Source organism: Bacillus sp. OxB-1 (genome assembly GCF_000829195.1).
Classification (GTDB): Bacteria; Bacillota; Bacilli; order Bacillales_A; family Planococcaceae; genus Sporosarcina.
In genome coordinates, this window is the sequence record NZ_AP013294.1 from 3,138,516 (window position 1) to 3,165,105 (window position 26,590).

21 protein-coding genes are annotated in these 26,590 nt (G+C 41.4%); 5 read left to right on the forward strand and 16 right to left on the reverse strand.

The window, feature by feature from the left end:
• Positions 1-115 precede the first annotated feature (115 nt).
• The 14 genes from clpX to OXB_RS15730 form a co-directional block, all read right to left on the reverse strand.
• On the reverse strand, positions 116-1,381 hold the full coding sequence (clpX, locus tag OXB_RS15665; RefSeq protein ID WP_041075367.1) for an ATP-dependent protease ATP-binding subunit ClpX: 1,266 nt from the start codon (positions 1,379-1,381) through the stop codon (positions 116-118).
• A 214-nt stretch (positions 1,382-1,595) separates the two neighbouring features.
• A complete protein-coding gene (gene tig / locus OXB_RS15670) occupies positions 1,596-2,882 on the reverse strand; it encodes a trigger factor (protein WP_041075368.1) in 1,287 nt (428 codons plus the stop codon).
• Positions 2,883-3,170: 288 nt separating this feature from the next.
• Positions 3,171-4,145, reverse strand: a complete 975-nt coding sequence (locus tag OXB_RS15675; RefSeq protein WP_041075369.1) for a tetratricopeptide repeat protein — start codon at positions 4,143-4,145, stop codon at positions 3,171-3,173.
• Between the two features lie 196 nt (positions 4,146-4,341).
• Positions 4,342-4,899 carry a 5' nucleotidase, NT5C type gene (locus OXB_RS15680; protein ID WP_041075370.1) on the reverse strand — a complete coding sequence of 186 codons (558 nt, stop codon included), beginning with the start codon at positions 4,897-4,899 and terminating at the stop codon, positions 4,342-4,344.
• A 353-nt stretch (positions 4,900-5,252) separates the two neighbouring features.
• On the reverse strand, positions 5,253-6,350 hold the full coding sequence (gene ribD / locus OXB_RS15685) for a bifunctional diaminohydroxyphosphoribosylaminopyrimidine deaminase/5-amino-6-(5-phosphoribosylamino)uracil reductase RibD (RefSeq protein WP_041075371.1): 1,098 nt from the start codon (positions 6,348-6,350) through the stop codon (positions 5,253-5,255).
• The gene (locus tag OXB_RS15690) at positions 6,343-7,098 is read right to left on the reverse strand and encodes a GTP cyclohydrolase II (RefSeq protein WP_041075372.1); all 756 of its coding nucleotides are present in this window, start codon (positions 7,096-7,098) and stop codon (positions 6,343-6,345) included. The genes ribD and OXB_RS15690 overlap by 8 nt, the downstream gene beginning before the upstream one ends.
• 466 nt (positions 7,099-7,564) lie before the next feature.
• The gene (locus tag OXB_RS15695) at positions 7,565-8,530 is read right to left on the reverse strand and encodes a 2-hydroxyacid dehydrogenase (protein WP_041075373.1); all 966 of its coding nucleotides are present in this window, start codon (positions 8,528-8,530) and stop codon (positions 7,565-7,567) included.
• A gap of 11 nt (positions 8,531-8,541) precedes the next feature.
• Positions 8,542-9,237, reverse strand: a complete 696-nt coding sequence (locus OXB_RS15700) for an RraA family protein (protein WP_041075374.1) — start codon at positions 9,235-9,237, stop codon at positions 8,542-8,544.
• A 36-nt stretch (positions 9,238-9,273) separates the two neighbouring features.
• Complete coding sequence (locus tag OXB_RS15705) at positions 9,274-10,038, reverse strand: enoyl-CoA hydratase/isomerase family protein (RefSeq protein ID WP_041075375.1); 765 nt, start codon at positions 10,036-10,038, stop codon at positions 9,274-9,276.
• On the reverse strand, positions 10,035-11,768 hold the full coding sequence (locus OXB_RS15710; RefSeq protein ID WP_158333755.1) for an FAD-binding protein: 1,734 nt from the start codon (positions 11,766-11,768) through the stop codon (positions 10,035-10,037). Before OXB_RS15710 ends, OXB_RS15705 begins: the two co-directional genes overlap by 4 nt.
• 14 nt (positions 11,769-11,782) lie before the next feature.
• Positions 11,783-13,378 (reverse strand): acyl CoA:acetate/3-ketoacid CoA transferase, encoded by a 1,596-nt coding sequence (locus OXB_RS15715; RefSeq protein ID WP_158333757.1) that lies wholly within the window; start codon positions 13,376-13,378, stop codon positions 11,783-11,785.
• Between the two features lie 146 nt (positions 13,379-13,524).
• Positions 13,525-14,664 (reverse strand): acyl-CoA dehydrogenase family protein, encoded by a 1,140-nt coding sequence (locus tag OXB_RS15720; protein WP_041075377.1) that lies wholly within the window; start codon positions 14,662-14,664, stop codon positions 13,525-13,527.
• A 37-nt stretch (positions 14,665-14,701) separates the two neighbouring features.
• Positions 14,702-16,162, reverse strand: a complete 1,461-nt coding sequence (locus OXB_RS15725; RefSeq protein ID WP_041075378.1) for an aldehyde dehydrogenase family protein — start codon at positions 16,160-16,162, stop codon at positions 14,702-14,704.
• 11 nt (positions 16,163-16,173) lie between these two features.
• On the reverse strand, positions 16,174-17,343 hold the full coding sequence (locus OXB_RS15730) for an iron-containing alcohol dehydrogenase (RefSeq protein WP_041075379.1): 1,170 nt from the start codon (positions 17,341-17,343) through the stop codon (positions 16,174-16,176).
• Between the two features lie 599 nt (positions 17,344-17,942).
• On the opposite strand from OXB_RS15730, the gene OXB_RS15735 reads away from it, so the two are divergent.
• Positions 17,943-19,178, forward strand: a complete 1,236-nt coding sequence (locus OXB_RS15735) for an IS110 family transposase (RefSeq protein ID WP_041074262.1) — start codon at positions 17,943-17,945, stop codon at positions 19,176-19,178.
• Positions 19,179-19,450: 272 nt separating this feature from the next.
• Here the strand turns inward: OXB_RS15735 and OXB_RS15740 are convergent, their stop codons facing one another.
• A complete protein-coding gene (locus OXB_RS15740) occupies positions 19,451-20,494 on the reverse strand; it encodes a TRAP transporter substrate-binding protein (protein ID WP_041075380.1) in 1,044 nt (347 codons plus the stop codon).
• Positions 20,495-20,751: 257 nt separating this feature from the next.
• On the opposite strand from OXB_RS15740, the gene OXB_RS15745 reads away from it, so the two are divergent.
• The 4 genes from OXB_RS15745 (at position 20,752) to OXB_RS15760 (ending at position 24,655) form a co-directional block, all read left to right on the forward strand.
• Positions 20,752-21,336, forward strand: a complete 585-nt coding sequence (locus tag OXB_RS15745; protein ID WP_041075381.1) for a TRAP transporter small permease — start codon at positions 20,752-20,754, stop codon at positions 21,334-21,336.
• Positions 21,337-22,617, forward strand: coding sequence for a TRAP transporter large permease (locus OXB_RS15750; protein ID WP_041075382.1), 1,281 nt, complete (start codon positions 21,337-21,339; stop codon positions 22,615-22,617).
• 46 nt (positions 22,618-22,663) lie between these two features.
• Positions 22,664-23,800 carry a glycerate kinase gene (locus tag OXB_RS15755; protein WP_041076993.1) on the forward strand — a complete coding sequence of 379 codons (1,137 nt, stop codon included), beginning with the start codon at positions 22,664-22,666 and terminating at the stop codon, positions 23,798-23,800.
• Positions 23,801-23,998: 198 nt separating this feature from the next.
• Positions 23,999-24,655, forward strand: coding sequence for a GntR family transcriptional regulator (locus OXB_RS15760; protein ID WP_052484108.1), 657 nt, complete (start codon positions 23,999-24,001; stop codon positions 24,653-24,655).
• Positions 24,656-24,975: 320 nt separating this feature from the next.
• Here OXB_RS15760 and OXB_RS15765 read toward each other — a convergent pair whose 3' ends face one another.
• On the reverse strand, positions 24,976-26,337 hold the full coding sequence (locus OXB_RS15765; RefSeq protein ID WP_041076997.1) for an IS1182 family transposase: 1,362 nt from the start codon (positions 26,335-26,337) through the stop codon (positions 24,976-24,978).
• Between the last annotated feature and the right edge of the window lie 253 nt (positions 26,338-26,590).

Below are 26,590 nucleotides of genomic sequence, written 5' to 3' on the forward strand. Positions count from 1 at the left end.
CTCCATATAATATGTATGTCCATTCTGGATTAATCTATTAGTTGGAAAAAGCCGACAACCGATGAACGCATCGTAACATGCGTGTCTTCGGAGTCGGCTCCATCCTTCAAGCACCTTATGCTGAATTTTTCTCCTGATCCAGCTCTACCCGTTTACCGTCGGCTCCATACAAAATAGGAGCGGATTGTCCCAGGACGGCTTCTTTTGTGATGACACATTCTGTCACTTCATCAAGCGATGGCAACTCATACATCACATCAAGCATGATATTTTCAATGATGGAACGCAAACCGCGAGCACCTGTTTTCCGCTCAATGGCTTCTTTCGCGATTTCCAATAATGCGTCTTCTTCAAAACGAAGCGCCACATCATCGAGTTCCAACATTTTTTGATATTGTTTCACGATTGCGTTTTTAGGCACGGTGAGAATCTGGAACAAAGTCTCTTCGCTTAACTGCTCCAAGCTAGCCAATACCGGCAAACGCCCGATGAACTCCGGAATGAGTCCGTACCGTTGAAGATCTTCCGGAATCAATTTAGAAAGAACGGATTCCGTTTCAACGACAGTATTTGGATCCGCGCCGAAACCGATCACCTTTTGCCCGATTCGGCGTTTGATGATATCTTCGATGCCGTCAAATGCGCCGCCGACGATGAACAGGATGTTCGTCGTATCGATCTGGATGAATTCCTGATGAGGGTGCTTGCGGCCGCCTTGCGGAGGAACGCTTGCGACAGTCCCTTCCAGGATTTTCAGAAGGGCTTGTTGCACACCTTCTCCAGAAACATCCCGTGTGATGGAAGCATTTTCGGATTTGCGGGCCACTTTATCAATCTCATCAATATAAATGATACCTTTTTCAGCACGCTCCACATCATAATCCGCTGCTTGAATCAATTTCAACAAGATGTTCTCGACATCTTCCCCGACATAACCGGCTTCCGTCAATGAAGTGGCATCCGCAATGGCGAATGGAACATCCAAGATGCGCGCCAATGTTTGTGCCAGCAATGTCTTACCGCTACCCGTCGGTCCGATCAAGACGATATTGGACTTGGAAAGTTCCACGTCATCGATCTTACTGCCGGAATTGATTCGTTTATAGTGGTTATAAACAGCAACCGCAAGGGATTTCTTGGCGCGGTCCTGTCCGATCAGATATTCATCAAGTATACTTTGTATCTCTTTCGGTTTCGGAACGTCTTTCAACTCGAATCCTTCTTCGAGCCCGACTTCCTCTTCTACGATTTCAGCACAAAGTTCAACACATTCATCACAAATGTAGACGCCTTGTCCAGCGACCAGCTTACGGACCTGTTCCTGGGATTTTCCGCAAAAAGAACAGCTCAGGTTATCTTTTTCATCGTTAAATTTGAACATTATGCTCACCCCTATTCAAGTGACAATCTTACAAGATTCCCTGCATTTTATCAACTAATACGAACTCTTACGCCGAATCGAACCGCGAAGGATCCGATTTGCCGTACTTCTGTACACTATGCAGAAATTCAAACCATAATCTCTGCTGAGTATATGATTTTCCTGTCTATGAAAAACAAGGCACGGTGTTCCGTACCTTGTTATCTAAACTTGCTTATTCGGTAATTTTGGCGTTATCGACTAGCAGCTCAACTGTTTTGCTGAAACGAAGATCGTTTTCAAGCATGGATGTTCCACCAAGTGTCGCTTTGATCTGGTCGATTTCCATTCCGAATTGCTCTGACATTTTTTGAAGTTCTGCGTTGATTTCTTCTTCAGTCACTTCGATGTTCTCCGCTTTGCCGATCGCTTCCAGCGTAAGGGATACGCGTACACGTTGCAATGCGTCATCGCGCATTTGTGAACGAAGGGCTTCTTCATCTTGTCCTGAGAATTGGAAGTACAGGTCAAGGTTCATGCCTTGCATCTGAAGACGTTGTGCAAACTCGTCCATCATGCGATTGACTTCCGTCTCCACCATCACTTCCGGGATATCGACTTCCGCATTACGCGCTGCCGCTTCCACAAGATCATCGCGCAAAGAAGTATCCGATGCCGCTTTTTTCTCTTCTACCGTTTTCTCTTTCAATTTCACACGAAGTGCATCCAAGTTTTCGACTTCTTCATCGATTTCCTTCGCCAATTCATCATCTAGCTCTGGTAGTTCCTTCGATTTGATTTCGTGGATTTTCACTTTGAAGACGGCTGGTTTACCAGCAAGCTCAGCGGCGTGGTATTCTTCAGGGAAAGTTACTTCAACGTCTTTTTCTTCACCTGTTTTCAAGCCGATCAATTGCTCTTCGAACCCGGGGATGAAAGAACCGGAACCGATTGCAAGATCATACTGTTCGGCTTTTCCACCTTCGAATGCTTCGCCGTCGACGAAACCTTCAAAGTCGAGGTTGACTGTATCGCCATCTTCGACTGCTCCATCTTCTTTGACGATCATTTCAGCGAAAGCCTGCTGGCGGTCTTTTAGCTGCTCTTCGATTTCTTCGTCCGTCACTTCTGTGTTTTGGCGTGTCACTTCCAGACCTTTATAGTCTCCTAGCTTCACTTCCGGCTTCAATGTAACGACTGCTTTGAAGATAAGGGATTTCCCTTTCTCCATTTGCTCGATGTCGATTTCCGGACGGTCGATCGGTTCGATATCGGCTTCCTCGACTGCGTTTGCATACGCGTCTGGAAGGATGAAATCAAGAGCATCATTGTATAAAGCTTCTACGCCGTACATTTTCTCGAACATTTTGCGCGGCATTTTCCCTTTACGGAATCCAGGCGCTTGGACTTGTTTCACGACTTTTTTAAACGCTTTGTCAAGACCTGCGTCGACTTCTTCCGCTGCAACTTCAACAGTGAGCGTCCCTTTATTTCCTTCTTGTTTTTCCCATTTAACTGACATAACCAAAAACCTCCGAATCATTTTAGACAATATGTTTTCTCACGAATATCTGAATTCAGTAGAAGATCCCCACTTCTAGTAAGTGGTAGGATGAATGCAAGCGATTTTCTGCTCAGCGGTTTTTCATATACCCACTGAAATTCAGATATGGCCTCCGGCGGATGTCATGGACTTTACTATTCAAAATCAAGACGCCATCCGAGGCGTGATTAATACTCATTGACAACCATTTCAGTATATCACAGTCTCTTCATCTTTCAACAGATTTCCTTCAACCGATTTGCAGTTTTAGAACTCCGAGTCTTCGTCGACTGCCCTGATGCGCGTAACCAACTCGTTATCCGCTAACGGCACCCCATCAAACAGCCAATCCAAATAGGATTTATACGCCGACGCAATTTCCTCCGGTGGAAAATCCCCCCAACCGAATGGAAATGCAAGAAACGAATATTTTTTGATCAGCCCTTTTGCCAGTTCAAGCTGGGACGGGTCTTTCATTAACATCATCTCGATTTGGCGCAATATCTCCACAGTTTGCTCGTCTTCCGTCGGCAAGTCGAGTTGCGCAGGGATGATTGTGCGCGCCGATCCGTACTTCCGAACGGTCACTTCGCCTTCGTAGTCTGCCTGGTGAAGAAGTATGAGGGCAAATGTGATGACGAGGGGGGCCATTTCTTCCCGCTCCACCACTTCGACGAGGAAAGGGATCAGATGCGTCACCTCGGTCCCCTCCATGGAAGCCAAGGCCATCTGCTGGGCATCCCGACCCCAATGCAGGAATTCCTCTACCGAATAAGGTACCGGTGCGGGATCCGTCTCCCTTTCAGGTGGATAACGCTTCATGAGGCGCTCGTTCAATTCCCGCAAATACTGGAACTTGTTCATCAGCTCATGGGGGACCGCCCCTTCCTCGAGCAAGGCCCCGATCGTCATTTCCACCTCCTCGTATTCCTGCAATTGCATGCTGATCGTCAAATACAATTCCATCGCGTCCACATAATCGGCTGTTCCGCTATGCAGCAAGCGGCTTGCCATTTCTTTTGCCCGGGTGAAATCCTTCGTCTCATACAAGGCGACTGCGTAAGGTCCAAGAAACTCCACGGAATCCGGTTCATAAATGACGGCTTGGTCAAATGCTTCCACCGCCTTGTCGAACTGCGCCCTCTCTACGTATGTATATCCTTTTTCGACAAGCATTTCATATGTCCCTGGAAATACGATCATATTCCCTTTTTTCCGAAGTCTCCCGTACTTCCTTCGCATCAACCCGTCACCTTCTTTCCTCCCTCCAATATAGCACAGACATTCCTCTTTTTTAAATGAAAACCTATCCTCTTCAAAAAGGACGAAAAAAAAACCACTTCCCCGGAATTTTTGGGGGAAGTGGCACTTATAGAGTTCTGCAAGTTACCGAGTCGGCAGTACCTTTAAAAAGATGTCTTCTATATATTACGTGGAATTACAGCAATTCGAATAGTTCGGACCAACTTGTAATCCGGGGAATGTCCAGATGTTTGTTATAGGATTGGCTTTTCGCAAATACTTGTAACGTGCCGTCCCTTAATGTGTCGAGAACGGCGGGTTTGTCATCGAAGTAATAGTCCAGTTCCAATTTTTTGATGATATGCACCTTGTCCTCATCTTTCATTCCACAAAAAAAACGATCCGGGCGAACGGGAAATCCATTGTCCATCATCCATTCCATCGTTCGCTCGCCATGTATTCCAGGTCTTGCCGTAATATAGTAGATTTCATGCCCTTCCCTCGCAAGCCGCTGCAAAGTTTCGACTGCATCCGGGTAAGGCGGACAAGAGGTGAAATAGATTTCTTCCATTGAATTGCCCCACATCTCACTGCCTTGTTCGGCTGTCATGCCAAAAAGCTCGTGAATCTCAACCCTCTCCAAAGCATGAAACAATTCGATCTCCACATTTTGGTTCAGCTTTTTATTGTACAGATGAAAAGCATATTCCCTCAGATTGATCAACGTATCATCGATATCAAAACCGAATCTCATTTAACACCCTCAGTTTGCTTATATGAAATGAACTAAAGAAACGAACATATCCAACCGTTGCTTTCCGTTTCAGGCGGACGCTTTCCGCGGGGCGCGGGTGAGCCAATCGAACAGCGAAGGGTTCGATTTGCCGTATTTCTGCGCACTTTGCAGAAATTAAGGCATCCTACATTTCCCAACTACATGTTTTACGGGAACAAAGGCTGCTGCCAAACGCTTCGCTTTTTGGCGCAAAAGCCGTTCTCCGTAACGGCTTTTCCTGCGGGGTCTCACCATTCGCGCTTCCCCCCGCAGGAGTCGCCGCCTTCCACTCCAAGCAACTAGAGTTACCAAGTCCAAATCTTTTGTTCTTCCTATATAGTAGTATATTTCGGATAACCCGTGAATTTGAAGTCTTTTCCTATTTGTGTAATCTGAAGATGTTCCAAATCCACCGCATCCCGCATCAGTTCGACGCCCGTTCCTTCTAGGAAAGTAGGGGCTTGTGCGCCGCCAACCAGTTTAGGCGCAAGATAGATTTCCACTTTGTCGACGAGCCGGTTTTCCAGGAAAGCCGCATGGATGGTGCCGCCGCCTTCAATCAAAACCGAAGAAATGAGTTTTTCACCGAGAATCCGCACGACATCATTCGGATCCACTTGCCGGATGCCGGAAGTCGGGAAAATGGAAATGCCCCGTTTCTCTAATTCTTTCTTCGCATCCTCGTCATATTCCTGTGCTGTGAAAATCCACGTTTCCGCCTGTCCATCGGTCACGACCTTCGCATCCAGCGGAACCCGCAACGTGGAGTCCAAAATAAGGCGGATCGGATTGCGGCCATTCGGAATTCTGGTCGTCAGTTCGGGATCATCTTCGATTACGGTCGTAACGCCGACTAAAATCGCCATATGTTCATTGCGTAGCAGATGGACGTCCTGTCTCGCTTCGGCGGACGTGATCCACTTGCTGTCCGCCGTATGGGTGGCAATTTTTCCGTCCAATGTGCTTCCGGCTTTCATCGTAATGAAAGGCTTCTGTTCGACAATGAATTTATTGAAGACTTCATTCATCATGCGGGATTCCTCTTCCATCACCCCGACGAGCACTTCGATTCCTGCATCCTCCAATATTTTAACTCCTTTTCCGGCAACAAGCGGATTCGGGTCCAATGTAGCAATGACCGCCTTTTGGATTCCCGCTTCGACAATGGCCTTCGCGCACGGCCCTGTCCGCCCGAAATGCGAGCACGGCTCAAGCGTGACATAAATCGTGCCGCCTTTCGCCTTGTCGCCAGCCATCTGGATCGCATGGACTTCCGCATGGGGCTCCCCGGCTTTCAAATGCGTGCCGATCCCGACAATCCGGTTATCATTCACGATGACCGACCCGACGAGAGGATTCGGATCCGTCTGCCCTTTCATCACACGTGCATTCTCAAGAGCCAACTTCATGTAAAATTCATGGTTAGTCATTTGGGCAAGCCCCTTCTTCTCCGATATGTCCGGAACGCAGGACTTTGGTTTGCAAATAGTTTGCGTTGAACTCCGATTTGTCGCCCCATAACGGTTCGCGTCCCGCTACCCGAAGACCGGCTTGCTGGAGCGCTTCCAGCTTCTTCGGATTATTGGTCATGAGCTTAACAGGCTTGGAGCGCAATGTTTTGAGAACACGGATGGCGTCATCGTAATTTCGGGAGTCATCGACGAATCCGAGGCTTTCATTCGCCTCCACCGTATCGTGGCCGTTTTCCTGGAGTACATAAGCCATTGCCTTGCTGAACAAACCGATCCCCCGGCCTTCATGATCGGCTAAATAAAACAATGCACCCGTTCCGTGATCGACGATGTTTTGCATCGATTGCTTTAATTGATAGCCGCAATCGCATCTTTTACTGCCGAAGATGTCTCCTGTATGGCAAATGGAATGCATGCGGATCAGCGCATCATCCGCTTCTTGAAAGTCTCCATAGACGAGCACGCTGGACTGTTGATAGTCCGCCAAATTAGCGGTCGCCAGCTGATCGATGATTTCCTGGTAATCTTCGGTTACAAGACTATGACGCAACCAACAATACCATTGAAAAATGACCGTTTCCCCATATAGGTTCACCGGCAGTTTGATGGGACCGACCAAATAGATGGCCCCCTCGCCCGCCTCGATCAATTGTATTTTTCCTTGTAAGACAGCAAGCGCGTTTGATTCCAGCTTCGTTTGCAGCATAAAATCATTCCTTCTATTGAAATTTATAGTGATGACGATGCCCTTTGGTTTTCATTCACAGTCACCTATGTCATTAGACTTAGAATGACGCTTTCATGATAGCATAGGAAACTATGTTTGACGATATTTTGGTTTACTCATTAAATAAAGTCTATTTTCACACAACAACGAAACAATCCACTTCTTTATATGTATGACTTGGACTAAGTGTTAACCACGTAGTGTTGCCTGTTTCTACAAATTTTTTGTTACTCCAATACAATTCGATAAATTTCTTAGAAGTTTCTGTTTAGTTCGGACTGGAAAAAATCGGATACAAAGTCGGGGAGACGGCCATGAAGTTTCAGTTTTGTTTATTGGTGGCAATATAAAAAAGTCAACATTTGATTTGAACAAAATGTTGACTTATAAATCTAACTTCACTTACACATATAGTTCTTAAGCAACTTTAATTGAAACTCACATCTTATACTTTAATTAAGTTATTTGGAATCGAATTTGATAAACCTTGCAGTAAATTGGTAACAGCTAAGTCTGCCATTTTCATTCTAGTAACCACACTTGCACTCCCAATATGCGGCAGTGATACAACATTCGACAAGGTTAGCAAGGGGTGGTTTAGTGATACCGGTTCTTGTTCAAAAACGTCGATACCGGCACCCCAGATTTTTTTATTTTTTAAAGCTTTAAATAATGCCATCTCGTCTACGATTCCACCTCTTGCTGTATTAATAAGAATTGCACTTGCCTTCATCAGGGACAACTGATTTTCTCCTATTAAATGATGGGTCTCGGTAGTATATGGAGTCATGACACAAACAAAGTCAGATACTCCCAACAATTCATCTAATGAAACATATTTTATTTCGAGCTTTTCTTCTTTTTCATATTTCCGTGTTCTATTATAATATACGACATTCATATCAAAGCCTTTAGCTCTTTTTACGAGAGCCTCTCCGATCTCTCCCAATCCAATAATCCCCAGAGTAGAACCATGTATGTCTTGGCCGGTCAATTGCATAGGAGACCATGTTTTCCATTCCCCCCCTTTCAAATAATCCGAAGCTTCGACCAATCTACGAGCAGTTGCCATCAGAAGAGCAAATGTTAAATCCGCTGTTGTTTCAGTTAATACCCCTGGCGTATTTGTAACCAGAATCCCTCTTTCTTTTGCGCTCATAATATCAATATTATTAAAACCAACAGCCATATTTGCAATGATTTTCAGTTTTCGTGATTTTTCCATTAACTCTTCGTTAATATTTTCTGTTAATAAGCATAATAAACCATCAATTTCCTGGATTTCCTTTTCTAAAACTTCGTATGGAACCGGAACATCTTCTTCCTCCCACATTCGCACCTCGCACATTTCAGTAAGTCGATTTATAATTTCATCCGGCAACTTTCTAGTAATGTATACCTTTGGTTTCATTAATAATCACCTCACTTAATTTCATTTGATGTCTCAAATAGCTTGCATCCTTTTTCTTCTAAAAGGTTATTCACCCATTCTCTATCCACTGTTCCTTGTTCAATAGCATTAAAGATTTCCTCTTCTTTCTTGGCCATGGCTTTTGCTTTTCTCAATACATTATTTACTTCTTCCATCGGAATTGCGACGAGGCCATCTTCGTCTCCAATAATAAGATCTCCAGGATGGACGATCATTCCATTAAGAGAAATAGGCACATTGATTTCGCCTGGTCCATCTTTATAAGGACCCCGGTGTGTTACACCTTTTGCATATACAGGGAAAGTATCACTTTTTATTGCTAGTGAATCACGGATGGCTCCATTGATAACAATTCCTGCAATACCTTTTTTCTTGGCGATTCTTTGCATAATTTCCCCGATAATTGCATTGGTAGTATCACCTCCTGCATCAACCACGATCACTTCACCCGGAATTGCCATATCAATCGCTTTATGCACCATTAGATTATCCCCTGGCCTGGTTTTAACAGTAAAAGCCGTGCCAAGCAATTTCCCCTCTTTATGGTGAGGTGTTAATTCAGTTCCCGCTGCTTGTAAACGGCACATATTATCACTAATATGTGCCGTTACTATATCTCTGAACTGTTCGACAGTAGCTAGATCGACTCGCTTCTCTACAGGAAACACTCTAAAACCTAGATCCATATAGCATTCCTCCTATATTAAAAGTATAAAATCGTCTTAATTGTGTCGGTAAACTGGTTTTCTTTTTTCAAAAAAAGCATTTACCGATTCTTTTATATCTTCTGTATCATGGAGCATAGCAAAATCACTCATTCCTTTTTGGAAAAACTGATTACCGTGCTGGTAATTATTGATTGTCCTTTTTATTGTTTGAATGGCAGGGTTCGAGTAAGAAGCCAACAATCTTGCTATATACATTCCCTCAGATTCTAATTGTTTTCTATCAACCACTTTATTGGCCATACCTATTCTCCTCGCTTCAGACGCGGTTATTCTTTCTCCTGTTAAAAATAAATATGTTGCATTCGCTATACCTAATAATTGTATAAATCGTTCCATTCCACCATTACCTGGGAAGACGGCTCTGCTTACCTCTGGATATCCAAAAATGACATCGTGTGCAAACAATCTGATATCAAAGGCACTTGCTAATTCAGCTCCCCCCCCCAAAGCATTACCTTTCACACATACAATAGATGGTTGGGGTAGATCCAAAATACTTTGCAACATTTCATGTCCATTAATCCAAGCTTCTTTTGCTCCATTGTTATTAATTCGATTAGGAAACTCACTTAAATCTGCTCCGCAACAGAAGTGATCCCCAACAGTTTCAAATAAAACCACTCTAACCGTTTCATCGTTTGCAAGAGAATAAAAAGCTTCTTTTATATCGCTTTTTACTTTATTGGATAAAATATTTAAAGGTGGGTTATTTAATATTAAATGGGCAACTCCTTCTTGAACTGATAGATTCATATTCATAAATTCACTCCGCTTTTTCGGTGGTTAGGCCAGTATCGAGTCCGAACTTCCATTTCATCATTATCTTTGATGACATAAATGCTTTTAATCCAATTTGAATCGTCTTTTTCCGGATAGTCTTCTCGGAAATGGCAGCTCCTGCTCTCGGTCCGTGTTTGTGCTGATAATACAATAGATTTTGCCGTAATCAGCATGTGTTTAAGGTCAATTGCTGTAAATACATTCTTTTTATTAATATGGAACTCTCCTATTTCAAGAGACTTTTCAAGTTTATTAATTGTTTCAAGCGCATAATTCAAACGTTCTTCATTTCGAATAACAAGACAATTTTTGTACATGGTCTCTTGGAGAGCAAGAACAGCATCATGCAATTCTTTTGTCCCAGTACTTTTCTCAATCCAATTATTTAAAGTTGTTAACACAATATCTGTCTCTTGATCATACTCTGATTTTAATATGTTCTTTCTAGAATACTTTGCTGCTGCATTACCTGTGCGATGTCCAAAAACTTGTCCTTCAGCCAATGAATTTCCCCCAGGGCGATCTGGACCACGTAACCCGCCCGCAGTTTCGCCTGCAAGAAATAAACCATCTATTATTGTCGTGCCATCTGGACTTTCAATTAACGCTCCTCCATTCATACATTGCGCTGCAAGAGCCACCTCAAAGCGATTATTATAAATATCGATTCCTTTTGATTTTAGTACTCCTTTTGTTTTTGGCATCTTTTTTTCTACAATATGTTCAGACTCGATGGGTATAATTCCCCACACACCACCACTTGGAGTGGGATTCTGCTCGATTTCTTTTTGAATGGAGGTATCTAAGTAAAAAGCTGCTGTCGAAATAGTAAATGGGAAAACCTTCTTACTATAAACATCATCAATAGAAACCCCGGATGGCACATGTTTTTCAAGAATATTTTCTCCTTTACCATTTGTCAAAATCGGTTTGGCTTTCCAAACAGGGCCGGAAAGGAGGGTGATTGAAGGATTTATTGATGCCGGTCCGATTTGTACAAACTCCATGTTGATCAAAGGGATTCCCAATTCGTAAGCCATTGCATATCCATTGCCTGTCATATCAGGGGTGCCAACCGCATATTTATAGATATGGTGTGCACCCCCACACGCAAGAACAATAGAAGGGGCTTTATATAAAACAATTTCGTTTGTGTCTCTAATAATACCCAACGCACCGATAATTTTTTTATTTGAATCTGTTAATAATTTAAACACCATAATGTTTTCATCAATCGTAACATTGAGCTTTTTAATTTCTTTTGAAAGTGCAACTAAAATATGACGAGCAGTAACTCCGTTAACTCTGCATGTTCTTGGGTAAGTGGCAAAATCACTCATTCCTTGAACTAATTTTCCGTTTTCTTGTTTGTCAAAATTCAACCCAATGTCGAGAAGATCTTGTATACGATCTGGTACTTCTGAAGCAAGGGTCCATGCCAATTCCGGATCAATAAATCCCCGCCCGGCGTCTAAAGTATCTTCATAATGAACCTCGGGTTGATCTCGTTCGTCTTCATGGCCAATTGCAGCAGCGATTGCCAATAATTCAGAAAAGGCGGTAGCAGTTGAGCCGCTGCTTAACCACTTTGCTTTTACTGCCATTCGAACACTTGCCCCTGCTTGTGTTGCAGAAAGAGCTGCTCTGGCCGCAGCTCCTCCCCCTCCAACAACCAGCACATCAGATTCATAAATATAATCTATTTTCATCTTCATACACCCTTTCAAACCTTCTCTTTCAACATTTTTTCATTTTCCTGAATAAAAAGCCCTGGATCCATAAGCTTTAATTCATCAGAAATTCTTACATCACATTCGATATTTGAAAGAATATCTTTTTGTACGTCAGTACCTGGGGCGTATTCCACTAGAAGCAATCCATTTTCCTCCAACGAAAAGACGCAGCGTTCCGTAATATATAAAACCTCTTGTCCTTTTTTAACTGCCTCTCGAGCATTAAATGTCATATGTTCTACGGACTTAATAAACTTCTTATAGCGACCTTCATTTTTAATTTTTAATTCACCATTTTCTACGTCCAGCTTTAGTCCCCCGCTGGTTAATGTTCCGCAAAAGAGGATTTTCGGTGTTTTATGTGTAATATCAATAAACCCCCCGGAACCACGGAATATCCCATTGAATTTGCTGACATTTACATTGCCAAATCCATCAATTTGAGCAAATCCTAGTAGCGTTGAAGAAAGTCCTCCCGCTTGGTAATAGTCAAAGATTTGGGGAGATGTGACAAAAGCTTCAGGATTTATATGAGCGCCAAATACTTCAACACCCATCGGCATACCCCCGATGGCTCCATGTTCCAAGGAAAATATCAAATCATCGAAAAACCCTTTTTCCAATGCAAGTTTAGGAAAGTCGACAGGAATACCCACTCCTAGATTCACAATTGATCCAGAGGTAATCTCTTTTAGCGCTCGACCTAAGATTATTTTATTTGCATTTAGAGGCATTTCTTTTGTCAATTGACTAGTAGGTTTCTTAATTTCTCCAGTCCAGCTTGGCTCATGGGTCTGCAATACGCTTTGCTTCTGCTCCTCATCTATCACAATTGCATCAACCAAAATCCCTGGTATTTCAACAGAGCGCGGATGAAGAGTCTTATTTTCAGTTACTCGCTTTACCTGTGCTATAACATATCCACCACTTGCTTTAGCGGCCATAGCCATTTCAAGTCCGCTCAATGTTGCGGGTTCTTCCTCTAGTGTTATATTTCCATTTTCATCTGCTGTCGTGCCTCTGATAATAGCGACATCAATCGGGAAAGACGGAAAAAACAGATTTTTTTCGCCATCTATCTCAAGCAAACGGACAATATCTTCCTCGGTGTATTCGTTTAATCTCCCTCCGCCTTGTCTAGGATCAACATAAGTATTGAGCCCGACTGTTGTCAAAAGGCCTGGATGTCCACCAGCAATAGATCTAATTAATTGAAATAAAGTCCCCATAGAGAAGCTATAAGCTTCTATTTCATTGTTTTGGATCATACTTGTTAATTTAGGGCTTTCTTTTACATTAAAGCTACCGCTGATTAACCTTTTAAGCATTCCTTTTTTCGCTATATGTTCAAGTCCGGTGCTTCTTTCTGAATCCCATCCAACCCTTACAGGTGTGATAACAGATAAATTCATAGGTTCACCGGTTTTAACAAATCTATCACCCAAACAAGATAGGACTTTTTCAGGGCAAAGAATAGAAATCAAACCTCCAATTGTAATCGTAGCACCATTAGGAATTTTTTTAACTGCTTCCTCAGCAGAAACAATCTTAGAACGTTTAGTCGAGATGCGATCTACTGTGTTCACCCAATTGCCCCCTTTCAATTTAATATCCAAATTGTTTATCATAATCATTTTTTCTAAGTGTCTATTAGAATATTAACGTCAACAATCATTTTTTTGACTTATTCTCAAATTATGTTAGTTTTAACCAAATCGAGGAATAACCTCAACTATTTACGTTGATCAAACTTTTTCTTCAATACGCTAGAAGCAAGCATTGTTTTATGAACTTGTAATGTGCCTCCAGCAATTGAAGCCGAACGAACACAGCGGTAATACCACTCAAGCGGATACTGTTTAGAAAATCCATAACCTCCGTGAAGTTGTATACAGGTATCAGTGATTTTTTGAGCAGCATCTGCTACGAATATTTTTGCAACGCTGACAGAATTTTTATCGGGTTTATTGTCTGAGGTTGCTTCAGCTGCGCGATACAGTAATGTACGAGCTGCTTCAAGTTGTACATACATATCAGAAATCATCCATTGCAGTCCTTGGAACTCACAAAGCTCCTTTCCAAATTGTTTACGTTGTGTAACGTGCTCTATTGTACGATCAAATGCAGCTTGTGTAATACCCATGGTTTGTGCTAGATAACCTAAACGAACACCATTATATACTCCCATTAGCTTTTTAAACGCGTCCCTTGTAACCAGAACATTTTCCTTCGGTACCATAGCATCCTCAAAATACAAAGCGCATTGTATTTCTCCGCTCATATTCTCTTCATCAGGACCGACTGTGAATCCTGGAGTGCCTCGTTCTACCAGAATTGCTCCGATATCCGAAGCGTGACCTGAATTGCCAAAACGAGCATATACAACGAATACATCCGCAAGATGGGCATCGCTAATAAACACCTTTGAACCGTTTAATCGAAAGTAATCGCCTTCCTCAACAGCTGTTGTCATAATATCAGTTGCAGCACTTCCTGCCTCCGGCTCGCTCATACCAAGTGCAATGAAAAGTTTTCCCGAAGTGACGAGAGGCAGATACTTCTTCTTTTGTTGTTCACTTCCCAAATGATTAATAAATGATGCAATTCCCATACTTGCATGATAGGCATAGCGTCCGCTTGTTGGGCAAACACGGCACAACTCTTCAATCATAAGAAGAGCATCAAACAGATTTAAATTCATTCCCCCATATTCTTCGGGAAGAGTTAAACCTAGAAATCCATGATCCGCTAACTTTTTTGCATTTGTCCAAAAGGCTTCTCCTTCAAGCCATTCTGTTGCTGGTTCTAATTTACGCTTTGCAAAATCCTCTGCAACATCTTTCCAGTTCTGTTGAACTTCAGTTATTTTCATATTAATCTCCTTCCGAATTAACATCTCAATTCACTTATTATTCAGCATCATAAATAACTTTCATATCTGTAAAGAAATCCTTCGCAGTACTTCCTATTGAGAAAGGGCCAACTCCAGATTGTTTTAATCCTCCAAATGGGACATGTGACTCGCTAATTGTTCCATTGTTCAAATGAATCATCCCCGCCTGTATTTCATTAACAAATTTAGCTTTATAAGTTATATTTTTCGTAAAGCAAGAGGCTGCCAGTCCGTAGTCACTATCATTACAAATCTCCAGTGCTTCCCTAAAACTTTTTGTCGGTATTACAACTAGCACTGGGCCAAAAATTTCTTCTTTTGCAATTCTATGATCGGATTTCACATTGGTAAAAATAGTAGGCGCATAGTAGTAACCTTTTTGTTTTAGAGAAACAACTTCTCCACCTGTTACCAATGTCGCCCCTTCTTCCAATCCAATTTGAACATAATCCTGAACTGTTTTTAGCTGATTAATCGATACTAATGGCCCCATTGTCACTTCCTTATCTATACCGTCACCCACAATGTATTCTTCGGCTTTTCTCTTAAGGGCGTCTACTGTCTGTTCAAGAGCTGATTCACTTACGATAATTCTGCTGATTGAAGTACATCTTTGTCCGGCGTTCGCAAACGCTGCAGGGACAATTTGATTGACGGCTCCATCAATATCCGGACAATCATAAATGATCGCTGCATTTTTTCCTCCCATTTCAAGCTGAACTTGAACCAAGCGTCTTGCAGCTTGTTCATAAATTTCTGATCCGACACTAGTGGAACCGGTAAATGTAATCCCCCGAACTTTGTTATGATTAACAATTTGATTGCCTATATCTCGTCCTGAACCAATCACCAAGTTTAATACTCCTTCGGGCAAACCAGCTTTTTCAAATAGCTCTACAATTTTAGCTCCCATTGCAGCTGTTAAACTTGCTGGTTTAAAAACAACGGTATTTCCAGTCACCAGTGCTGGAGCAATTTTTCTCAGCGGTGTTACTAATGGAAAATTCCACGGTGAAATAGCCGCTATAACCCCTTTTGGCACCCTAATGGTACGGACTTCAACATCCTCACGTTCGCTTGGAAGCGTCTCTCCCGCTAACCTGGATGCTTCTCCAGCTGTAAAGCGCACTTCATTGATCGTTTTGTTGATTTCGCCAAATGATTCTTCAAGTGGTTTTCCTTGTTCTAATGTCAGCAGTTCAGCCACCTCTGTTTTATGAATACTCAATAATTCAGCAAATCGATAGAGGTAGTGGCCTCGTTTAGTAGGAGGGACTTTAGACCATGTTTGAAATGCTTTATGGGCGGCTTCTACTGCATCATTGACATCTTCTAGAGTTGAATTTGGTACTGTTGCAATAATCTTTTCTATATCTGCTGGATTTTCTCTTTTATTTGTTTCCTTATTTGAAGATGGAACCCATCGTCCATTAATATAGTTTTTTACTTGAATGGTAGAATTTTCAACTTCAATCATTTTCTCTCTCCTTATTTAATAGATTTGATAATTGACACGAGGTCAATTTCTGTTACTTTTCTAGGGTTAGCATTAGCCACACCACTTTCATATGCTTCTTGCGCAACTATTGCAATTTCTTCATCTGATAGATCAATGTTTATGGCACTTAATGTTTTGGGGATCTCTAAATCCATCACCAAATTTTTGACGGCAATAACGGATTTTTCAGCTGCACTTCTATCGCTTAGACCATCGGTATTTTCTCCAAGTTGCTCAGCTATTTTTTTGAATTTTCCGAAGTTTGTGCCTAGGTTGTATTCCATTACTACTGGTAGCAGTATGGCATTTGCTAATCCATGAGCAACTTGATAACGACCGCCTAGTGGGTGAGAAAGAGCATGGACAGCCGCAACCCTTCCCCAGATGAATGCAGCCCCGGCGATTGTACTTGCAATCATCATATGAGATGCTGCTTCTACATTAGTCCGATCATCCACAAACGGTCTCAGCCATTTACCAATCAGTTCAATTGAATGCAGTCCTAATGCTTCGGTTATAGGTTGAGCCTGATTTGAAGTATATGATTCAATTGCATGGCTCAAGGCGTCCATTCCAGTTATAGCTGCAAGTCCCCTAGGTAAGGTCATTAAAAGTTCAGGATCTAAAATAGCCACTTTTGGATGTAAATGCTCGCTTAGAATACCCATTTTGTGCTTTCTTTCTTCATCCTTTAAGACTGTAGCATGAGTCACTTCAGACCCCGTACCTGCCGTAGTGGGGATTGCAATTACATCCGGCCCTTTATTCGGAATCATGTTTTTTCCTTCAAACTGGCTTAAATCTCCTGAATTTGCGACTCTGATAGAGACTCCTTTAGCTGTATCGATTGAGCTTCCCCCACCAAAGCCGATAAGTGCATCGCATTCTGTTTCTTTAAAGATAGCACCTACTTTTTCCACCACCCTCAATGTAGGATCAGGTTCTACATCGCTAAAAATCTCGTATTGAATGCTCTCTTTTTTCAAAATAGACTCAATTCTTTTCAAAGCTCCTGAGTTGACAATACCTTTATCTGTACAAATAAGAAGTTTTTTATAACCATATTTTTTGATTACATCAGGGATTTCTTGAATTTTCCCAACACCAAAGTGAATTTGAGTGTGTAATCCGAATTCGAAAGAATCTGTAATTATGTTCATGTACATTCTCCTCGTATATTAGTAGTAAGAGCTCTTTCCGATAGAATTTCCAGTTGATCCGGACAGCTGGAGCCGTCTGTTGGACTCCTATAGGAAATGGATGCCTTTCGGCTTCCCCACTCTTGTTTTTGTTTCACCCGCTTCACCCTGATAGAACGGGGAAGTCGTAGGTATTCACTTTAGTTTAATGATTTACTGCTCACAGGTGCTTACCTGTTTATTTACCATGCGTACAATTGAATAGGCAGATGGGCGAAGGATGGAGGAGGCTCCATTTCAAGACTTCGTCCTTTTCTTTTACCTAATAATTTCACTTTAAATTTCAGATCGGCCCATGGGACAATAGAAGCTGACAGGATTGTCTCGGGAGATAGCTATCACTCCTTGCGGACACTTAGGTGTACTGCTTAAAAAGCCTGCTACCCATGGCTCATCATTGAAGGTCTAACCACTGGTTGCGCCGCTGAACGGAAGAGAGTGTAGCGCTCGTTTTGGTCTTCCATTCCTTGAGTGCTTATGACGAGGAAGACATCGATGATTCCCATGGGCGCCCAGGTCTGAAACGATCTTGATTACTTACTCACCAGGAGGTGATTGGCATGTCACAAATGCTTGTCGGTGTAGACGTTAGTTTACGGTCCCATCATGTCCATTTCATGAATGCGGACGGAGTCACACTCGCTGATTTTTCTGTTTCCAATGATCGAACCGGGGCTGATACCCTGATCAAACGCATATTGGAAACAGCGGAAAAGAGTCAGTGTGCACAGTTAAAAATCGGAATGGAAGCAACAGACCAGTATGCCTGGCATATTGCCCACTATCTCCAAGATCAGTTAAAAGGATATGAACCCGATGTGGTGACGAAGGTGTACGTACTGAACGCACGGAAAGTCGCGCGCTTTAAAAAAGGGTACGACACCTTACCGAAAAACGATAAAATCGATGCCTGGGTTATCGCAGATCACTTGCGCTTTGGACGATTGCCACAGGAAATGAAAGAAGCTCATCACTATGAGGCTTTACAACGATTAACGAGAACCCGTTTCCATTTCATGAAGGAAATTGGTCGAAATAAAACCTATTTCTTAAATCAGCTGTTTTTGAAGTTCAGTGGTTTACGACAGGATAACCCCTTCTCCAGTACCTTCGGTACGACCAGTCTCGCAGTAATTGAGGAGCTGGATCCTGAAACCATCGCTGAGATGGAGCTTGAAGAATTAATTTCGTTTCTTCAGGAGAAGGGCAAGAACCGCTTCGCTGAACCTGAAGAGCTGGCGAAATATCTCCAGAAACTCGCTCGTTCCTCTTATCGCCTACATAAGACCATGGAGGACCCGGTGAACATCTCATTGTCCGTCACATTAAGCACCATCCAGCACATGGAGTCGCAAATCAAGAGGTTGGACAAAGAGATTGCCAAACTCATGAAAGGCATTCCACAGACGCTGACGTCTGTCAAAGGGATTGGAGATGTCTTCGCGGCCGGTCTGATTGCCGAAATTGGTGATGTGAAGCGATTCAAGGATCATCATGCGCTGGCCAAGTACGCTGGATTGGTCTGGAATCAGCACCAGTCAGGCGAATATGAAGCCGAAAATACAAGTCGGATGCGAACGGGCAATAAGTATTTACGATACTATCTCATACAAGCTGCCGAATCGATTCGCAAACATGATTCAGAATACAAGGCATTCTACACAAAGAAATACAATGAAGTTCCGAAACATAAACACAAACGTGCTCTCGTCATGACCGCAAGAAAACTGGTACGGTTGGTGTATTCGCTACTACGCACCAATCAATTGTACACACCACCCGAAAGGAGAGGGTAAGATAGCCCGCTCACATCCTTTCTTCTAGGCCGGACTTCCATTTTCTTCGTTTTTTTAAAAAAAGAAAATGCGAGGTTTATTTGTCATACCTAAAAATCGTGGATAAAAGAATTTGATATAATTAAATTTCCAATTCATTCGATTTTGGTACTTGACTTATTACCACTGGGCTTGAGTATTAGATTAGTATGACTTTCACAAAGTAATTTAATTTAATTTCATGGAATTAAATTTTTGGATTCTTTTAAAACAACTACTTTCAATCGTTCTAATTACTTGTCCAACTCTCCTAAAAATTCATCAATATATTCTTTACCAATTTCTACAGCATATTTTTCATATACCTCTTCAGTTGCTTTTGTAAATTCTCCAAGTTCTTCCGAAGATAATTCTGTTATTTGGACGCCATTCTCGACAAGAATTTGCTTATATCCTTCAGTTTCTTCTTGATTTAATTTCCGTTGATACAAAGCAGCTTCTACGCCAGCTTTTTTCAAGATATTCTGATCTTCTTCACTTAGTGCCTCAAAGAAGCTTTTCGAAACAACAAGCCCCATGGGATTATAAACATGGTTAGTTTCTGTTAAATACTTTTGAACTTCATAAAATTTATCCATAGCCATATTTCCATAGGGGTTTTCCTGACCATCAATGACTCCTTGTTGCAAAGCCGTAAATAATTCTGTATAAGCCATCGGAGTAGGTGACGCCCCCATTTGTTTCCACGTCTCAAGATGTATAGGTGTTTGCATTGTACGAATTTTCATTCCCTTTAAATCTTCTATAGTTCTTATTTCTTTCTTATTATTCGTTAAATGCCGGAATCCATTTTCCATGTAAGAAAGAAGTATAAGATTTTCCTTTTCCAGAAGTTTCCCAACCTTTTCACCGAATGGACCGTCTAATACTTTATAAGCGGTTTCAGTATCAGGAAATGCGAATGGTAAGTCATAAACAAGCATAGGGGGCGCCCAATTTGCTAGCATTGATGTTGAAACTCCCGTTGCTTCCAATGTTCCAAACTGGAGGCCTTCAATCATTGTACGGTCATCACCTAATTGTCCATTAGGATAAATATCAACTTTTATTCTTCCATCTGTTTCTTTTTCAACTATTTCCTGGAATTTCTGATACCCTTTGAACAATGTATGGTGATCATTATTAACTGAACCTATTTTCAGAATTTTTTCTTCACCAATAGAAGTAGTTGTCCCGTTAGACTTAGCTGATCCGGTATTATCTTCAGTTGAACAAGCCGACAACATCATTAACAATAAAACTAGAGCAGTAGAAACAAAAGCATTCCTCTTTTTCATTACAAGCCCCCTAAAAATAGTTTTTTTGACCCCTATCAATCTTTTGTATCCGCTTTCACGGAACCTCCTTTCTTCCGGAAATATATATTATCGATAATATATAAATAACAATAGCAAGTTTCCACTCACATGTCAAAATAATTTTAATATTTATTTACTTCAATTATTTTTGTATTTTCTATTTACTTTATATTATCGATAAAATATAATACGTATTATATTTTAAAAAAATTTTGTTAAAGAGGAGGAGTAGAAAGATGATGAAGATTATTAAGAAGTTCGATGACCATTTTGAGGAATACGTCTGTATAGGATTGTTTGTTCTGATGACTGTGCTAATAAGCGTTCAGATTTTTTCTCGTTTTATTTTTAATATTCCACTTGATTGGTCGGAAGAGTTGGCAAGATTTGTTTTTGTTTGGTTGGTTTATATCTCCATATCATTGGCCGCCAAACACAATCGCCATTTAAAAATGGAAGTAGGCCAAAAAATTCTATCTAAGGTTTTAGGAAATAAAATTTACTACCTCGCTGATTTGTGCTGGCTCTGCTTTAGCGTTTATATGATTTTTAATGCCTCTCAAATGGTCATACAGTTAATGGGATCGATTCAAGTTTCTGCAGTTACACGAATAAATATGGGCTTGATTTATACAATAATCCCCATCGGCTTCACTCTAACCTCGATTCGTATCATTCAGAACATGCGAAAACGCGCTCTTGGATATGAAATTGACAACGAAAATATTGAAAGCGTTATCATAGAAGATCAATTAAAAAACAATAGCAATACAGGAACCAAAAACAACGGAAGTATTATTCTACCAAAGGGGGAAATTTAAATGACAGCTAGTATCGCACTAGGTTCCGTACTGCTATTAGGTTTATTAATTGGCATACCAATTGCTATTGCGATTGGTATTGCCGTAACAGTTGCACTGATTATCTCTGACATTCCCGCGTTATTTCTAACGCAAAGTGCTTTTACAGCGCTTGATTCTTTCCCTCTTATGGCTATCCCATTTTTCATTTTAGCTGGTTCTTTAATGGAGACCGGGGGGCTCTCTAATCGGTTGATAACTTTCGCAAACTCTTTTATGAAGCCTTTTACAGGCGGCTTCGCACTTGTGACAATGGTTGCTTGCTTTTTCTTTGCTGCCCTTTCCGGTTCTTCTCCAGCTACCGTAGCGGCTATAGGAACCATCATGTTCCCCGCAATGGTTAAAAAGGGGTATGATCCTGGATTTTCTGCCGCTGTATCTGCTTCTGGTGGCGGGCTTGGCATCTTAATTCCTCCTTCCATCCCATTAATCATGTATGGAATCTTAGCAAGTGTTTCAATTAGCGATATGTTTTTGGCAGGATTTGGCCCTGGCTCGGTCGCTGCTCTACTATTAATGTTAACTGTGCTAGTTATATCAAAAAGAAAAGGCTATAAAGGTAGCGGAAAAAAGATTGATACCAAAGAAGTCCTTGGTGCGCTATGGGGGGCAAAATGGGCTTTATTTACCCCTATCATTATTCTTGGTGGAATTTACGGAGGGATTTTCACCCCGACAGAATCAGCTGTGGTTGCAGTAATATACGCCTTGATTATCGGGCTATTTGTCCATAAGGAGTTAACTTTCAAAAGAATAAAGCAATCGTTAATTTCATCATCTTTAATGACAGGTGCTATATTGATCATCCTGAGTACTGCAGCAGCTTTTTCAAAATTAATTTCGATTTACCAAATTCCAAATATGCTTGGACAGCATATTCTTGGTATTTCAAATAACCCTTTGGTTATTTTATTTCTCATTTCGGTTTTAGTTTTGATTGTCGGCACTTTTATGGAAACAATTTCTATACTAATTATTTTAACTCCCCTGTTTCTGCCTATCGTTACTCAATTGGGAATTGATCCAATTCACTTTGGCATTATCTTAGTGTTAGGCGCCGAAATCGGTTTATTAACTCCACCAGTTGGTTTAAATCTTTTTGTAGCTTCAGGTATTTCAAATTTATCTATCGAGCGGATATCGCTTGCGGTAGTCCCGTTTATTTTAGCAATGCTTGTAGCTTTGATTCTCGTAGTCTTAATCCCGCAAATATCAACATTTCTTCCAGCATTGCTAAAATAATAGATTTGGACCCTTTAGAGATATCTAATAAGAAATGAGTGAGATTATGAAAATTGTTATTGCTCCTGATTCTTATAAAGGCTGTTTAACTGCAATTGAAGTAAGCCAAATTATGAAAGATGCTATTTACAGCGAAATTCCTACGGTTGATATTGTATTAAACCCGATGGCAGACGGCGGCGAAGGGACACTCGAGTCTTTAATAATAGCGACACAAGGCATATATGAAATTATTAATGTGACTGGACCCTTGGGAAATGTTATACAAAGCCGATACGGCATTTTAGGAATTAATGATACTGCAATTATTGAAGTAGCTAGCATTTGTGGATTGCCCATGGTGCCGATGAACAGCAGAAACCCTATGAATACAACAACATTTGGTATAGGTGAAGCCATAAAGCACGCTCTAAACCAAGGTTTAAAAAGAATTATATTAGGTATTGGTGGGAGCGCTACAAATGATGGAGGTTTGGGTATGCTGCAAGCCCTAGGCGCTGTGTTTATGGACAACTTAGGAAGACCCGTTCAACCGACAGGTAAAGGTTTACAGGACATTAAAACTGTAAATTTTGATACAATTGACCATCGCTTAAAAGAGTGCGAACTTATTGTAGCATGCGATGTGAATAATCCACTATGCGGTCCAAACGGTGCATCGTATATTTTTGGTTCCCAGAAGGGTGCAACCCCTCACCAGATTAGAAAATTGGATTCTTGGTTAAAACACTATGCAGCTTTAATAGAAGAAGAACTTGGTGTAGAGTTCCAAAACGTTCCCGGTTCTGGCGCTGCTGGTGGATTAGGCTTCGCCCTTCTAACTATAGGAGCTCGACTGGAATCCGGGGCAGAAATTGTTTCATCAGCAACTGATTTAACAAAGAAATTAGCAGATGCAAATTGGGTATTTACCGGGGAAGGCCAAAGTGATGATCAAACTCTATATGGAAAAGTTCCAGCATATGTAGCAAGAGTAGCTAAGGAGCATGGTTGCCGAACAATCCTTATTTCAGGGAGTTTAGGAAAAGGTTTTGAAAAATTGGACGGGTTATTTACCAGCTGTCACTCTACTGTCCTTTCCCCTATGAGTATGGAAATAGCTATGGAACAAGCCCGCAATAGCTTATTTGAGACAACGCGCAACATCGCTAAGTTATTAAAGATCTTACCCGAAAACTTATAATCACTTTTTTACTACTAATGAAATAAATTTTATTATTTCCCTACAAATTTGAAAGACCTATTATTTTTAACACTTTAATAAATACAAACCGAATTCCCCTATTTATAAATTATTTTTGAGTTAATTGCTTTTGTTTACATTTTAAAGTAATTTTATGAGATAATATATTATCGATAAAATATACGAGGAGTTGTATTAATGAAATCCATAAAAACCTATTCACTTTCAGAGCAAGTGTTCGACTTTCTGAAGGATTCCATTATTAGAGGTGAACTAAAGCCAGGAGATCGGATTTTAGAATTAGAAGTTGCTAAAACCTATAATGTAAGCCAAGCTCCAGTCCGTGAAGCACTATCACGTTTAAAGCAAGAAGGTTTTGTTGTACATTATCCTCACAAGGGAACTTTTGTCTCAAACCTCTCTAAAAAAAATATTGATGAAATTTATAGTTTCCGTAAAGCTATAGAACCTTTAGCTATAGAAAGGGCAATAAAAAATATTAAAGATGAAGATATAAAAAAATTGCGAAATCTTTACCAGCAAATGCTAAAAGCAGGAGAAAAAAATGACTTTGAAGGATTAAATGAAATAGACATCAAGTTTCATAATTATATTTATAAGATTGCAGATCATAAACTTTTGTATGAGGTTTGGGAAAGCGTAAGCTCTATTTCTAATAGGATTTGGTATTTAACCAGCCAAGTTTATTTTGATAAATTAGATGAGGTAGCACAATCACACCTACCTATTCTTGAGGCTTTGGAGGAGCGAGATGTAGATAAATGCATCCAAGCTTTCAAAAAACATATTCAACATGTGTGGGATAAAATCAAACATGAAGACAATTTCAATTAGGTCTGAAATCCTTCCTAATGGTAAATTTGAGACTGAAATTAAAGTACTTGTTTTCATTTGGAATTTTATATGATTGGGATTTCATAAAGGGCAAATTTGAGGAGCACGTAGATCTACTTAGTATGGTGATCAGGTGGTTAAAGGAGTAAAATGCTGCTCGAAAATGTGAAAAATAAGCAATAAAAAGAAGGCGGCCATTCTAGAATTAGAATGGCTCAGACTGTAGACAAAAGGGTTGGAAATCGATTTGATTTCCAACCCTTTTCCTGTTTTAAGCGTTTTTTACGGAAATGAGTCCTACCACTCTTCTATTTTTCTTCCTATTTCGCCGTGGTTGGCGCTTTCCACGTCCAGCTGGCCAACTTCTTAAAATTCAAAGCAGCAAACGTAAGCATCGCCTGCATGGACAATTTTTTTAGCCCTCGTAGGGTTGTCCATCGCATGCCATGCTTTTCTTTGGCGTCGGCAAAGACACGTTCAATCGTCTCTTTACGCCTCCCGTATATCTCTTTGATCTCATGATGATGTCTCAAATCCTCCGCTACATCCAGGTAATCCTGCCAGATATGACGTTGAATGATCTTCTGCTGATTCTTACTTTGAGTGCATTGACTGATCACCGGGCACGATGCACAAATGGATGGTGCCGAGGCATACTGACGGTATCCCTCCCTTGTGGTCGTCCTATAGGGTAAGACTTGTCCTTCCGGACAGAGATAGCAGTCATAGTGCTCGTCATAGACATACTCGTGTTTTCGGAAGTAACCCTCCTTGGTCATCGGCCGTTTGTAAGGAAGTGCAGGAAGGATCTGATGTTCAATTAGGAAGTTCGCAATCGCGGGCGTCTTGTAGGCTGCATCGGCGGCAACGGCAATTGGCCGCTTCACTTTGTCGATGATCTTCTGTACCAGCGGCTCAAGCATATGGCTGTCATGGACATTACCTGGAGTGACGATGTTTGCGAGAACAAATCCCTTTTCATCCGTAGCTGCATGGAAGGAATAGGCGAACTGCTTGGTCCGTTCGTCCTTTACATAGTAGCCACTCTCCGGGTCTGTCGTTGACTCCTTGATCTCTTTATGTTCTTCCTTTTCGAACTTCTCCGGAGGGAACGGTTTCTTCCCATTCTCTTCTCGGTCCATGTTGAGCTCCTCCTGGAGCTTCTTCTCATATGCCCGGGTCTCTTTCCGAACCACTTTCTTTTGAAACTTGCGCTTGTTCGCACTCGCTTTCACATGGGTGGAGTCGATAAAGACATGATCCGGGCTAAGAAGCCCATGATCTGCGACCTCCTTCAGCACCCGATAGAAGATCTGTTCAAATAGATCCGTATCTGTAAAACGGCGAATGTAGTTCTTCCCGAATGTGGAAAAATGGGGCACCCCTGTATGAAAGCCAAAGCCGAGAAACCAGCGGTATGCCATATTCGTTTCAATTTCTTTGATCGTTTGGCGCATGGATCGTATGCCGAAGGTATATTGGATGAATGTCATTTTGATCAGTACCACCGGGTCGATACTGGGTCTCCCGATTGTCGAGTACAGGTCTTCCACCAATGGATAGATGAACGCGAAGTCAATGGCTGCATCCAGTTTACGTACCAAATGATCCTGGGGCACCAACTGTTCAATAGTCAGCATTTCCAACTGTTCTCGTTGGTTCATTTGATTCTTCGTCATCATATCCATCACCTCTGTAAGTTTGAAGGAAAAACTGTTGATTGGAGCGGAGGATGGCGACTCCAGCGGGAACAGCACGAGCGGAAGACCCTGGACTGAGCGCAGCGAGGGAAGCGGCTGAAGCCGTGCCCGCGGAAAGCGTCCATCCGCAGCGGAAATCAACATTTCCTAAGATTACTTCCATTGTAAAAGAAAAAAGACTGTAGGCAAACTCCAAAATTTCTGGAGTTTGTCTACAGTCTGGGCCATTCTAGAA